Source organism: Proteiniphilum sp. LBM24028, assembly GCF_056629195.1.
Genome location: NZ_CM152817.1, coordinates 3,278,122 through 3,291,944 on the forward strand (window position 1 = coordinate 3,278,122; position 13,823 = coordinate 3,291,944).

At 45.0% G+C, this 13,823-nt stretch carries 11 protein-coding genes; 10 read left to right on the top strand and 1 reads right to left on the bottom strand.

Features of this window, described 5'->3' with window-relative positions:
- Nucleotides 1-248: 248 nt before the first annotated feature.
- From AC1HCU_RS13160 to AC1HCU_RS13205, 10 genes are all read left to right on the top strand, one after another.
- A complete protein-coding gene (locus AC1HCU_RS13160) occupies nucleotides 249-1,151 on the top strand; it encodes a class I SAM-dependent methyltransferase (protein ID WP_480366652.1) in 903 nt (300 codons plus the stop codon).
- A 212-nt stretch (nucleotides 1,152-1,363) separates the two neighbouring features.
- Nucleotides 1,364-2,572 (top strand): efflux RND transporter periplasmic adaptor subunit, encoded by a 1,209-nt coding sequence (locus AC1HCU_RS13165; RefSeq protein ID WP_480366654.1) that lies wholly within the window; start codon nucleotides 1,364-1,366, stop codon nucleotides 2,570-2,572.
- Between the two features lie 20 nt (nucleotides 2,573-2,592).
- Nucleotides 2,593-3,834, top strand: a complete 1,242-nt coding sequence (locus AC1HCU_RS13170; RefSeq protein WP_480366656.1) for an efflux RND transporter periplasmic adaptor subunit — start codon at nucleotides 2,593-2,595, stop codon at nucleotides 3,832-3,834.
- Nucleotides 3,831-4,835 carry an HlyD family secretion protein gene (locus AC1HCU_RS13175; RefSeq protein WP_480366658.1) on the top strand — a complete coding sequence of 335 codons (1,005 nt, stop codon included), beginning with the start codon at nucleotides 3,831-3,833 and terminating at the stop codon, nucleotides 4,833-4,835. Before AC1HCU_RS13170 ends, AC1HCU_RS13175 begins: the two co-directional genes overlap by 4 nt.
- Before the next feature lie 8 nt (nucleotides 4,836-4,843).
- Complete coding sequence (locus AC1HCU_RS13180; RefSeq protein ID WP_480366660.1) at nucleotides 4,844-6,082, top strand: ABC transporter permease; 1,239 nt, start codon at nucleotides 4,844-4,846, stop codon at nucleotides 6,080-6,082.
- Between the two features lie 15 nt (nucleotides 6,083-6,097).
- Nucleotides 6,098-6,796 carry an ABC transporter ATP-binding protein gene (locus AC1HCU_RS13185; protein WP_480366662.1) on the top strand — a complete coding sequence of 233 codons (699 nt, stop codon included), beginning with the start codon at nucleotides 6,098-6,100 and terminating at the stop codon, nucleotides 6,794-6,796.
- Between the two features lie 52 nt (nucleotides 6,797-6,848).
- Nucleotides 6,849-8,333, top strand: a complete 1,485-nt coding sequence (locus AC1HCU_RS13190; RefSeq protein WP_480366664.1) for a TolC family protein — start codon at nucleotides 6,849-6,851, stop codon at nucleotides 8,331-8,333.
- 234 nt (nucleotides 8,334-8,567) lie between these two features.
- Nucleotides 8,568-8,963 (top strand): MerR family transcriptional regulator, encoded by a 396-nt coding sequence (locus AC1HCU_RS13195; RefSeq protein WP_480366666.1) that lies wholly within the window; start codon nucleotides 8,568-8,570, stop codon nucleotides 8,961-8,963.
- Between the two features lie 7 nt (nucleotides 8,964-8,970).
- Nucleotides 8,971-10,143, top strand: coding sequence for an exo-beta-N-acetylmuramidase NamZ family protein (locus AC1HCU_RS13200; protein WP_480371208.1), 1,173 nt, complete (start codon nucleotides 8,971-8,973; stop codon nucleotides 10,141-10,143).
- Nucleotides 10,144-10,275: 132 nt separating this feature from the next.
- Entirely contained in the window at nucleotides 10,276-12,903 is a 2,628-nt protein-coding gene (locus tag AC1HCU_RS13205; RefSeq protein WP_480366668.1) for a valine--tRNA ligase, read from the top strand.
- Nucleotides 12,904-12,931: 28 nt separating this feature from the next.
- On the opposite strand, the gene AC1HCU_RS13210 is transcribed toward AC1HCU_RS13205, so the two are convergent.
- Nucleotides 12,932-13,663 (bottom strand): ComEA family DNA-binding protein, encoded by a 732-nt coding sequence (locus AC1HCU_RS13210; RefSeq protein ID WP_480366670.1) that lies wholly within the window; start codon nucleotides 13,661-13,663, stop codon nucleotides 12,932-12,934.
- Nucleotides 13,664-13,823: the final 160 nt, after the last annotated feature.

The following is a 13,823-nucleotide window of genomic DNA, read 5'->3' on the forward strand; positions in this document are numbered from 1 at the left end:
ACAATCCCGCAGGCATACCCTTTTTACGCTTATCTTTCTACAACCTTTTACGCTCAATTTTTTATTCAAAACAAAGTGCAAAAGTACAGGAAAAACTTCGTATCCCCAAGTGTATGAATAAAAACCACGACAGCTCTGCTTTGTGTACCCAAACGAAACTCTCCGGATCGGCTGGGCATGATAATAAGAAGAAAAAAGTTTGTCTTTCCCCCGAATAGTCGTACTTTTGAAACGTTAAATCAGATTATATGTCGGCGATAAATATTGAAAAGTGTCCCCTTTGCGGCAGCCCGGATTTAAAAAAAGTTTTTGACGTTGTGGATCACTTCTCAAGCGGTGAATCTTTTCCGGTCTGTGATTGCAGAAGCTGCGGATTTCGCTTCACCAATAATTTCCCTTCGGAGGATCTTATCGGTAAATATTATGACTCACCGGACTACATCTCTCATTCGGATAGCGACAAAGGAATAGCCAATAAGCTTTATCACCTCACAAGAAGATATATGCTGGCCGAGAAGGCCAAGCTGGTTTCTTGCTACGCAGGGGGTGAACCCGGCAGGTTGCTGGATGTAGGATGCGGAACCGGATACTTCCTGCAGACTGCCAAGGAAAAAGGTTTTACCGTTACCGGCATCGAGAAAAATGAGCGGGCCAGAATGCATGCTATCACCCGTTTCGGATTGGATGTCAAAGACGACAAAAGTTTTTTTGATATTGCAGACGGATCATTCAATGTGGTCACACTCTGGCATGTGCTTGAACATCTGGAACACCTGAATGAGAGCATAAAAAAGGTTCGTGACATTCTCACTCCCGATGGCATCGCCGTGATGGCACTGCCGAACCATCAGGGTTACGACGCACGGTTTTATCAGACTTCCTGGGCTGCCTACGATGTACCGCGGCATCTCTGGCATTTCTCCGCCAACGCCATTGAAAAAATGCTCAATAAGCATCGTCTGAAAATCATGGATATACGGCCCATGCCTCTGGATGCCTTCTACATATCCCTGTTGAGTGAAAAGTACAGGGACAGCAACACGCTAGTACGATATGGAAGAGCATTTATGGTGGGAATGGCCGGTTATTTCTGTTCTTTACGTAACGTGGAAGAATCAAGCTCCCTGATCTATATAGTTAAAAAGAATTAATGCGGCCACTTCGGTTTTCAATTTGAAATTGAATACGGACATCTCAATTTTCATCGTTATAGCTCTAGACACAGATTGCTACTGTAGAGCAATTTTTATAGAAACTTAAACTTTTCGGAACAAATCATAAATCTCTCTAATCGAACTACTTAATTTTCGTAAATAAAAAAAGAAGATCGTACATTTGTGATTATAATCTATAAAACACTATCGTGGAAAGATATGCAGCCTTATGTACAGCTATCTTTTTATTTTTGGTCTGTTCATGCAACACGAACAATAAAGAAAAGATCTCAACATACCCTATATTAACGTCCAATTTTGAAAATACCCTTGTAATCGACGGCGTTGCCGAACCTGTACGCTACACAACAATATCCTGCCCGGGCAATGTAGACGCCATTATTACCTTTCTTATAGATGACGGAACGTATGTCAATGAAGGAGATGTTGTCTGCATCCTCGAAGACAATGACCGCAAAACCATTTACGATAATTTAGCGATTCAACTGGAAACTGCAATGGCCGAATTAAGTAAAGTGAAAGCCGATTTACAGATGCAATATGCCCTGCTTGAGGCACAGGTAAAAAACAACAAAGCAGATACCGAAATTGCACAATTAGACTCCCTCCAATTACATTTCGCCACTCCAACACAAAAACGAATCAAGGAGTTAGAACTTGAAAGGGCGATCGTCGAGAAAAATAAATTCGAGAAAAAACTCGAAGCACTCAAGATCATCAATCAATCAGAAGTAAGAAAACTGGAACTTAACATTCAACAATTAACAAACCGGTTAACCTCTGCAAAAACAATCCTCGATGGCTTAACCATACGTGCTCCACGCAAAGGATTAGCGGTCATATCAAACTCACGGATGACCCGGGAAAAGCTGAAGGTGGGCGACAATGTGTGGAACAATATGCCGTTGATAACCATGCCTGAAGTTTCGGAAATGAAGGTAAAAATGATGGCGGGGGAGGTGGATTTTCGCCAGATAAACGAGAATGATTCCGTTAGTTTCAGCTTCGATGCTATGCCCGGCAACGTTGCCTATGGAAAAATCACAAAAAAAATACCTGTCGGGCAACCCTATAAAAGAGATTCGAAAGTAAAATTTTTTGAGGTGGAAGCATCTGTTGACAGTTCGTTACAAGTTCCCGAACCCGGTTTCACTGCGAACTGCCGGGTATTCATAAAACAGGTCCGCGATACAATTGTAGTGCCACAAATTGCTATTTACGAAGAAGATTCCCTTAAAGTTGTGTATGTGAAGAAGAAAAACAAATACGAGATGCGCCCAATAACAACCGGACTCTCTTCTTCAAAGGAGGCCATCGTGTCAGACGGGTTAAAGACGGGAGAAGTGATCGCGTTAATAAAGCCGCCGCCATCGATGGTGAAAGGAAAAATAAAATAATTTCAAGCCATTTCAACAAAATGAAGAATTATTCAAAAATTTGCATCCTCATCGTTTTTTGTTCACTGCCTTTTGTAGCGTGCAAAAAAAAGGAAACCCAACAAATAGCTGTTGGAAAAGTGACCCAGGGTACTTTATTTATCGACTTGTATGAAGAAGGTGAGATAGAAGCCATTAAGTCAATCAATATTGTAGCACCGATAATTTCGTGGCGATACGGAAACCTGAAAATCACCGAGCTGGTCAAAGACGGACAGGAAGTGAAGGCTGGCGACACACTAATCGTATTTGATCCGTCAGAAGTTCTGAAAGGTATTGTGGAAGCCGAATCGAGCTTGGAAATTGCACGTGCCGAATTCGATAAGATGAAAGCACAGCAGCAATCGGAGCTTGAGGAACTGAGAGCGACTTATGAAGTTACGCGCATTTCGCATGAGATATCGAAAATCCGCTTCGAGTCTGCCGGCTATGAATCGGATATCAAGAAAAAAGAGATCCAGCTGAATCTCGATAAAGCAGAAATTGCGCTGGAAAGAGCCAGAGAGCAAATTGAAAACCGCATAAAAATTCAGAAAGAAGAGATCAAGCAAAAAAACCTCTCCATCATGCAATTCCAGTCGAGACTGGACGAGGCGCAAGAAACACTTCAAAAGCTATCGGTTGTAACCCCCTCGTCGGGTATCGCCATTTTATCTAAAAACTGGAGCAGCAACAATAAGTTTCAGATTGGCGACCAGTGCTGGAGCGGGTTTCCCATTATTCAGCTGCCCGACTTGTCCTCGCTGAAAGCTACGGTAAAAATAAATGAAGTGGACGTCGCCAAAATCAGCAAAGGGCTTAAAGTGGAAATTAAACCCGATGCATTTTCCGACAGTGTTTTTTCGGGAACGGTCAATTCGATTGCCAATCTAGCCGTCAATAAAGACGAGTCATCAAAAATAAAGGTGTTCCCCGTGGAGATACTGCTAAACGAGTCCGATAAGAATTTGCTTCCCGGACTCACCGTCAGCTGCCGTATAATAATGGACAAAGTTGAAGATGTGCTCTACATTCCGCTGGACGCCCTGTTTACAGAAGGAGACAAAAGTTTTGTCTACAAGAAGAAAGGTGCCGGCTACGAAAAAACAGAAGTAGAGACCGGGATAAACAATAGCGACTACATCGTGGTTGTCAATGGATTAAAAGAAGGTGAAGAGATTGCACTCGTAAATCCTTTTGCAACAGAAACGGAAGAGAAGAAAACCGAAAACGCAGAGATATGATGAAAAGATCACAATTTTATAGCCTGTTTTTTCTTTTTCTCGTCACGGTACTTCCTTTTTCATGCAAAAAAAGTTCGGGACCGGAGAGCGGGAGAAGATCTTCCGACGGCACTGTTATTGTGGAAACCGGAGAACTGGCGGCAGTAAACTCCCGTTCGGTCGTTGTCAGCCGATATGGAAGGCAATGGTACCAGATGAAAATTGTGGGGTTGCTGAACCACGGAGAAATTGTAAAGAAAGGCGATTCCATAGCACAACTCGATCCGGCCGATATCAACAGATACATATTGGAAAGCGAGAGTAACCTTGAGACACAACTGGCGATACTGGAAAAACTCTATGTAGAACAAGAGAACAAAAAACAGGAAAGTGAATCGAAAATAAGAAACGAGTCTGCAGCATTCGACTTGAAAAAAATTGAATGGGAAGCATCCCGGTTCGAATCGGAACGATTACGAAAAATAAAACAACTCGAATATGAACAGGCAGTCATTAATCTCGAAAAAGAGAAAAGAATCTACGAACTGAACAAAACCATCCACGTCAGCGAATTGAAAATCCAGGAAATAAGAGTTGAACAAATAAAAAAAGAGGTTGAGAATGCAACCAGCCTGATTCCCCTGCTGACATTACGTGCACCCGTATCGGGGGTGTTTCAGATTGCGACAAACTGGCAAAATTCCAACAGGAACATTTACAAGATAGGAGACAACATATATGCCGGCAATAATCTGGCCATTGTTCCCGAACTGGAATTCATGAAAGTGAATACGCAGGTGAACGAAACCGACTTTTTAAAAGTAGCTCTCAACCAGAAAGTTGCGGTGAGGCTGGATGCCATGCCTAAAGTTGTTTTTGAAGGGGAGGTTGTCTATATCGGAAAACTTTGCAGGCTGAAAGACCAGAAATCCCGGCAGAAAGTGTTCGATGTGGAAGTGAAGATAGTAAAACCCGATGAACGATTAAAACCCGGGATGACGGTCAGTTGTGAATTTTTATAGCGTAAATTATGCAGTACGGTGAAAATATTCGTTTGGCGCTTCAAGGATTGGTGGACCATAAGTTCCGTTCTTTCCTTACTATGCTGGGGATCATCTTCGGTGTGGCATCCGTGATTACGATGCTATCGATCGGAGAAGGTGCCAAGCGCGAAGCCATTGCCAAATATCAGGATCTGGGTGTAAACAACATCATCATTCGCGAGAAGACACTGTCCGATGAAGAATTGGAAGAAGTGAGGGCTAAGTTCTCGCAAGGGCTTTCCATTCAGGATGCCCAGGTGATCCGGGAAATCGTACCCGGTGTGGAAAGAATCGCCTCACAGGCTGAAAAAAACACAGAGGTGAGATACAACGATAAATCGGTAAAATCCACCATTATCGGCATCACCCCCGACTTTCAGGCCATGATGAATTACAAGGTACGGAACGGTTATTTCATCAACGACAAACATTACAACGAGCGCCTGAAAGTCTGCGTGCTGGGAGCGGGAGTCGCTGCCGGCTTTTTTAAGGGAGAGGATCCGATAGGTAAACTGGTAAAAATAGACGATCAATGGCTGGAGGTTATCGGCGTACTGGAATCGAAGAGTCTTTTTACGGAAACCGTGGGCGAATTGGCGGCCAGGGACCTGAATACGGATGTGTTCGTACCCCTCTCGTTATTCCTTAACCGGTTCACTCGCGAGAATGTACTCTCCAGTGAAATCCAGCAAATAACCGTTCAACTGAAAAATTCGGACAAACTGGTGGAAGCCTCCAAAATTATCAACGAAATCCTGCGCCGCCATCATTTCAATAACGACGACTACAGCATAGTGATTCCTTACGAATTACTGAAACAGGAGGAAAAAGAACGCCAGATCTATAATTTCCTGTTAGGTGCTATTGCTGCCATATCACTCTTGGTGGGAGGTATAGGCATCATGAACATCATGCTGGCCACCGTGATGGAACGGACACGGGAAATCGGCATCCGCCGCTCGGTCGGTGCCCGAAAAATAGATATAATGAGCCAGTTTGTTACCGAATCGGTGGCAATAAGCATCACAGGCGGCCTCATCGGCGTCCTCACCGGCATTATCCTGTCGCTCATAGTCTCACTGTTTACCGATATAAACACTTTTATAAAGCCCTATTCCGTCTTTATAGCCTTCTCTTTTTCGGTAATCGTGGGAGTAAGCTTCGGCTATTTACCGGCAAAGAACGCTGCCAATTTAAAACCGGTCGACTCCATTCGATACGAATAAAAACAAGTTAGAAATATGCTGATCGAGATAAAAGAGTTAAAAAAGAATTACTTGTTGGGAGATACCGAAATACCTGTTATTCACGGTATAAACCTCAATATCGAGAAAAACGAATACGTTGCCATTATGGGGCCGTCGGGTTCGGGTAAGTCAACGTTAATGAATATCCTGGGATGCCTGGATACGGCCTCGAGCGGTCATTATTACTTTAACGATGTTGATGTAAGCACATTGGACGACGATGCCCTGTCAATCATGCGAAACAAGGAAATAGGATTTATCTTCCAGAACTTCAACCTATTGCCTCGACTGAATGCCATTCAAAACGTGGAACTCCCACTGATTTACGCAGGGACGCCGGGTGCGGAACGCAAGGAAAGGGCATTGAAGGCGCTGGACAGAGTCGGGCTGTCGGATCGTGTGAACCATAAACCCGCCGAACTTAGCGGAGGCCAAAGACAACGTGTGGCCATTGCCCGGGCACTAGTGACTACTCCGGGTATCTTGCTGGCCGATGAGCCGACGGGCGCCCTCGATTCGAAAACAGGAATAGAAATTATGCGGTTATTTGAGGAACTGCACGCCGAAGGGAATACAATTATTTTAATCACCCACGAGCAGGAAATCGCCAATTACGCCCATCGGAACATTTACCTGAAAGACGGCTCGATCCATTCAGATGATATAAATTCGGACAAGAAAATTATTTTTTAATTTTCCAACAACAATATCCTCCTTCAAACAGCAATAATAACACAAAATTAATATGAGAAAGTTATTTTTTACCATTACACTCCTATTCCCATACTTTGTTTTATTGCAAAGCCAGTCGGTACATACACTCACACTGGAAGAAAGTATTGAAATTGCCAGAAAAAAAAGCTTTACAATGCTAAATCTGGCAGAAAATCTCAAAATAGCCGAATACAATTTGAAATCGGCAACAAGCAGATTGAAGACGCACATAGATATGACGATCTCCTCACCTCAATATACAGAAACGATAGAAAGCTGGAAAGACACAACAGGAATAACATTTTATTATCCCATTAAAGAACTGGGCTATGCCAGTACACTAACCATCAATCAGCCATTGCCTACCGACGGGAATATTTTTATCCAGAACTCATTGTCGAGTGGTGAAAATCTTGAGAATAAATTTCGTTCTTCCCGTTTAAGATCACGTATTGGATTCAATCAGCCCCTTAGCTCTTTTTATGCCTACAACAGCATAAGATCGACCCTGAAAAGGGCCGAACTGGACTATGAACGTTCCAGCAAGCAATTCAAAAGAGAGGAGCTGAACCTTGTGTACCAGGTAAGCAGTGCCTATTACAATCTGCTGTCGTTGCAGAAAAGCTCGGAAATTACATCGCTCGACCTGGAGAGGCAGATGGAAGCATATGAAATTTCACAGAACAAATATGCTGCAGGTCTCATACGCGAAGTAGATGCCTTGCAAATGGAGGTTGACCTTGCCGAAGCGCAGAACAACCATGATATTGCTTTATTGAATGAAACCTCTGCAAAGAATTCATTTAAAGAGCTGTTGGGTCTGAACTTGAATGATAGTATTGTATTAAACAGCGAGTTCAGCTATGAAATTGTGGTAATAGATCCTGAAAAAGCAGTTGAACTGGCACTTAAAAACAGGCTGGAAGTGAGGGAACAGGAGATACAGATAGAACTGCAAAAGCTGAGTATAAAGCAGCAAAAGGCAAATGGAATGATACAGGGAAGAATCGATGCATATTTTGAGAAGGCGGGGATAAACCAACAGTCTGATGTGGGACTTTTCAACTCCCTGAAAAACTCTTATCAGAATCTGATTGACAGGAACGCAAGTTACGGTATTGGATTAACCATAACTATTCCCCTGCTCGACTGGGGTGAGAATAGAGCACTCGTCAGAGCTTCCGAGTCGAGATTAAAACAATATAGTTACAGAAAGGAAGAGGTGAAGCGTGAAATAGAAACCGAAGTAAAGAACCTTATAGCGAGCGTTAACAGTAACTTGAAAAGATTACAGGTATTGGAAAAAAATGTACTGGTCGCTGAGAAAAGCTTCGAAATCACGCGGAAACGTTTTTCCGATGGTGACATTGACAGTCAGAATTTAGCGCTGGAGAGAAACCGCCTGAACAATGCCTATACATCACATCTGAGGGCCTATATAAATTACCAGCTCTCACTGGCAGACCTGGGCAGAAAAACATTTTATGATTTTCGTACCAATCAGGAAATACAATAAGACACTATCTCAAAAATTTCAGTCTTCCAAAAATTGAATTTTACAAACAATTCACGTAAATTCGCACTCGCCGCCTGACGCTGCCGGCGAAAGAACTTGTCGTTCCCTTCGGAAAGCAGTATTGTTGAACGTTCACGCAACGCTGAAAACTGAATTCCATTCCACAACAGGGGTAACGATTATTCCGAAAACTGTAAACTGATTGCTGACTACTGAAAACGGAGAACGAAAATTATGGGCAAACGAAAAAAACCAATCCTGTTCGATGAAAAACGACTCTTCTACTCCATCCAGGAAGTAGCCGATCATTTCGCGGTAAATGTCTCACTGCTGCGTTTTTGGGAAAAAGAGTTCGAGAATATCCACCCCAAAAAGACTGCAGGTGGTACCCGCCAGTATACGCGGGAGGATATCCGGGAGGTAGAGATTGTGTACCATCTCGTAAAAGAAAAGGGGATGACCCTGGATGGGGCACGACAGACTTTGAAATCTAGCAAGGATGAGGAGGTAAAACGTGCTGAAGCGGTAGCAAGGCTTACAGAAATAAAAAAGGAGTTGCTACTGCTCGAAGCGGAGTTCGATCATCTACACGCACAACAGAAATACGCAAAAAAAACCACAGATGAATAAGAGCATGATAAAAAAAACGTTGGCATTGGTATTGTCATTCGTTTTCTTTTCGGCTTTTGTCTTTTCAGAAAATAAAGCACCCGTAAAGACAGGAGCGGAGCTTACCGATGTTTATTTCCCCCTGTTAAAAGGAAAAAGGGTGGCGGTGATGACCAACCAGACCGGCATGGCTGGCGATTTGCATTTGGTGGATTTGCTGATCTGGAATAACATTAATTTAGTGGGAATTTTCTCTCCCGAACATGGGTTCCGCGGCACCGCCGACGCAGGAGAACATGTATCCAGCTCGGTGGATGAGAAGACCGGCATTCCCATCTGGTCGCTCTACGGTAGCGGTAGCGGAAAACCTGCTGCCGACAAAATGAAGGCGTTCGACATCCTGCTGTTCGACCTGCAGGATGTAGGCCTCCGTTTCTATACCTACTACGCCAGCATGGCACGGCTGATGGACGCCTGTGCGGAACACGGCAAAAAAATGATCGTGCTCGACCGTCCCAATCCCAACGGCATGTATGTGGATGGCCCTATCCTCGACATGAAGCACAAGTCGGGTGTGGGGTGGCTGCCCATCCCGGTAGTGCACGGCATGACACTGGGTGAGCTGGCGCTGATGATTAATGGCGAGAAATGGCTGCCGGGAAAGAGGGAATGTGATCTGACAGTAATCCCCTGCGAGAACTATACACACCGGACCCGCTACAAGCTGCCCATCGCGCCCTCTCCCAACCTGCCCAACAATCACGCCGTCTATCTCTATCCCTCCATCTGCCTCTTTGAGGGGACGGTGATGAGCCTGGGCAGAGGAACCCCCTCCCCTTTTGAGGTATATGGGCATCCCGGTTACCGCGGGTCGGACTTCTCCTTTACTCCACGAAGCATGCCGGGAGCGAAAAACCCGCCGCTGCTCAACCAAAAATGCTACGGGGTAGATCTGCGAGCTTTGCCTGACGAACAGATTGTTCAAAACGGCTTCGACCTTTCCTACCTGATTGATGCCTATCAAAACCTGGGGATAGGTAATAAATTCTTTACCCCTTTCTTTGAAAAGCTGGTCGGTGTGGATTATATCCGGCAAGACATTCTCGCCGGTAAACCGGCCCAAAAAATTAAAGAGAAGTGGTTTTGCGATGTGGTAATGTTCAAACAACAACGAAAACCTTACCTGCTCTACGACGAATGATTTTTACAAAAAAGGTTCCACAATAAAAGATGCGCATTGATGCGCATTTTTTGTATTTTTGCACTTTCTATATAAATAATCAAACGACAAAGGATTCCGCCTTTGGAATCTTACAAAACCAGTTAATCAGAGATGGAGATTGCAAGCAAATACAATCCTGCAGAGGTAGAAGAGAAGTGGTATACGTACTGGATGGACAACAAATTGTTCCACTCCGAACCGGATGACCGGGAACCCTACACCATCGTCATTCCGCCACCGAACGTCACGGGCGTGCTGCACATGGGGCACATGCTTAACAATACCATTCAGGATGTGTTGGTACGGCGTGCACGCATGCAGGGTAAAAATGCCTGCTGGGTGCCTGGTACCGATCATGCTTCCATCGCTACCGAAGCCAAGGTGGTCAATAAACTGGCCACCAATGGAATCAGGAAAACCGACCTTAGCCGGGAGGAGTTTCTGAAACATGCCTGGAACTGGACACACGAACATGGGGGAATCATCCTGCAGCAGTTGAAAAAACTGGGTGCTTCGTGTGATTGGGAACGGACTGCTTTCACCATGGACGAAGAACGCTCCGAAAGCGTACTGCGGGTTTTTTGCGACCTGTATGACAAAGGACTGATTTACCGAGGTGTGCGCATGGTCAACTGGGATCCCAAAGCACTCACGGCCTTGTCGGACGAAGAGGTCATCCACAAGGAGGTAAACGGCAAGCTTTATTATCTCAGATACAGGATAGAAGGCGATCCGACAGGTGCTTATGCCGTGGTGGCTACCACGCGCCCCGAGACCATCATGGGCGATACTGCCATGTGTATCAACCCGAATGACCCGAAGAACGCGCATCTGAAAGGCAAAAAGGTGATTGTCCCCCTGGTGAATCGCGTGATCCCGGTAATTGAGGATGACTATGTGGACACCGAGTTTGGAACCGGCTGCCTGAAGGTGACGCCTGCACACGACGTGAACGACTATATGCTGGGAGAAAAGTATAACCTCCCCTCCATCGATATTTTCAATCCCGACGGTACACTCAATGAGCATGGAGCTATGTACGCCGGTATGGACCGTTTTGCCGTGCGCACACAGATCGAAAAAGACCTGGAGGCGGCCGGATTGATGGAGAAAATAGAACCCTACACCAACAAGGTGGGCTTCTCGGAGCGTACCGACGAAGCCATTGAGCCGAAGCTTTCCATGCAATGGTTCCTGAAGATGGAGGAACTGGCGAAACCTGCTGCAAAGGCGGTGGAAGATGATACTATCCGCTTCTATCCGGAGAAATATAAAAATACTTACCGCCACTGGATGGAGAATATCAAGGATTGGTGTATCAGCCGTCAGCTCTGGTGGGGACATCAGATACCGGCCTACTTCCTGCCACAGGGCGGATATGTGGTGGCCATGACGAAAGAGGAAGCGTTTGAAAAAGCAAAGAAGCAGGCAAGTTATCACATCACGATCGAGGATTTAAAGCAGGACGAAGATGTACTCGACACCTGGTTCTCCTCCTGGTTATGGCCTATCTCGGTTTTTGACGGTATCAACCGGCCCGAAAACAAAGATATTGGTTACTACTACCCGACCAGCGACCTGGTCACGGGTCCCGATATCATCTTCTTCTGGGTAGCCCGCATGATCATGTCGGGTTACGAATACCGTAACGAGCCTTGTTTTCATAATGTCTATTTCACGGGTATCGTCAGGGATAAACTGGGCAGAAAAATGTCGAAACAATTGGGAAACTCTCCCGACCCCATTGAGCTGATGAATCAGTATGGCGCCGACGGCGTACGCATGGGGATGTTGCTCTCCTCCGCTGCCGGGAACGATCTCCTCTTCGACGAAGCACTTTGCGAACAGGGGCGTAATTTCAACAACAAGATATGGAATGCCTTCCGGCTCATCAGAGGCTGGGAGGTGAACGACGCTCTTTCTCAGCCGGAGCCGGCACAGACAGCCATCGACTGGTTTGGCAGCAAACTCTCCGAGACAATTCTTGAGATCAATGACCTGTTTACCAAATACCGCCTCTCCGAAGCGTTGATGCTGCTCTACAAGCTCTTCTGGGACGAATTCTCCTCCTGGTACCTCGAGATCATCAAGCCGGCTTATCAACAGCCTATCGACGGTAAGACCTACGGTGTCACGCTGGGTTATTTCGATGCATTGCTCCGTTTGATTCATCCTTTTATGCCTTTTATTACCGAAGAACTCTGGCAGGCAATGGACAACCGGAAAGCGGGTGACAGTATCATGACCGCTCTACAGCCACAAGCCAAAGAGGTCAACAGTGTGCTACTGGCTGAAATGGAACGGGTGAAACAAATCATTGCCGGGGTACGTACCATTCGGCTGGAAAAAAACATTCCTCAAAAAGATGCACTGGAACTACAGATTGTGGGTGGCGACAGGGATAAATACAGCAGTGTGATCACGAAAATGTGCAACCTTTCCTCCTTCTCTCCTGTGTCTGAAAAGAAGGCCGGAGCTGCCGGATTTATGGTCGGTACCCTCGAATATACAGTTCCGCTGGCCGGCGTGACGGATATGAAGGCAGAACTGCAAAAACTGAAAGCAGAACTGACTTATACCGAGGGCTTCCTGCAGTCGGTGCTGAAAAAACTATCCAACGAGCGGTTTGTACAGAACGCAAAGCCCGAAATTGTGGAAACGGAACGTCGCAAACAGGCCGATGCAGAAATCAAGATTACGTTGCTGAAGGAAAATATTGCCGCACTGACGGCTGAATAACCGCCACGGGCACATTTCTTCACTCCTTCTAAAATTCCAGATAGGGCTCTAACCGGTCAATATCGTCAGAAGTAAATTCATCGAGCATGGCCAGTTCACCAATGGAAACGATGTTCCCTTTTCGTCTGCGCAGACTGATAATGGCTTGCACCTGATTATAATTCAGGTAAGGATGTTGAAGAAGCTCCTTAAACTCCAACTCATTTACTTTCAGTCTCCTTACAATGGTATCGGTTTTTATAAAAGGAATAATCTGACCGTAACGCTCATTGTCCATGCCATACACTTCCAAAAGTTGTTCCGCTCTTATGTAGCCGCCCAACAGTTCCCTGTATTTTACAATCCGGGATGCATAACTGCTGCCAATACCGGGAACTTTTTTCCACTGAGTTGTATCGGTTTCATTGAGTCTGATAGTTTCTCCTTCGGTTAATTTTTCTGTTGTGGGAAAAGAAGCAAACCGTGCCACACGATCTTCCTCACAGATTGTCTTCTCCATATCCTTTTTTCTTTCCGTTGCATATCCGGCAAACCCTTCATTACGGTCCCTCTCCTGAGGAGACGGATCTCGTTCTTTCAGCGTTTGTAGGAAAGAATCAAACTCTTGGATCAATGTTTCGTTCTGCATGATCATCATCTCTGATCTTCTTCCGTAGCGAAGTACTCCATTCAGAATCATAGTCAGCAGGATAAGAATAAGCAATAGAATTACCGCAAGCCTCGACCTCCGCTGATAATGCAAAAAATCCTTCCATCTCATCGGGTCAATATTTCTTTAATTCGTGCTAAAGATACGGTGTATTTTTTTATTTTTTTGTGAAATACTCTAGTTTTATGCGTTACATATGAAACTTGCTTTTGCAAAATTAATTAATTAATCTACTTTTGTCTAATTGCGGGTATTTATCTGTTAAACACCA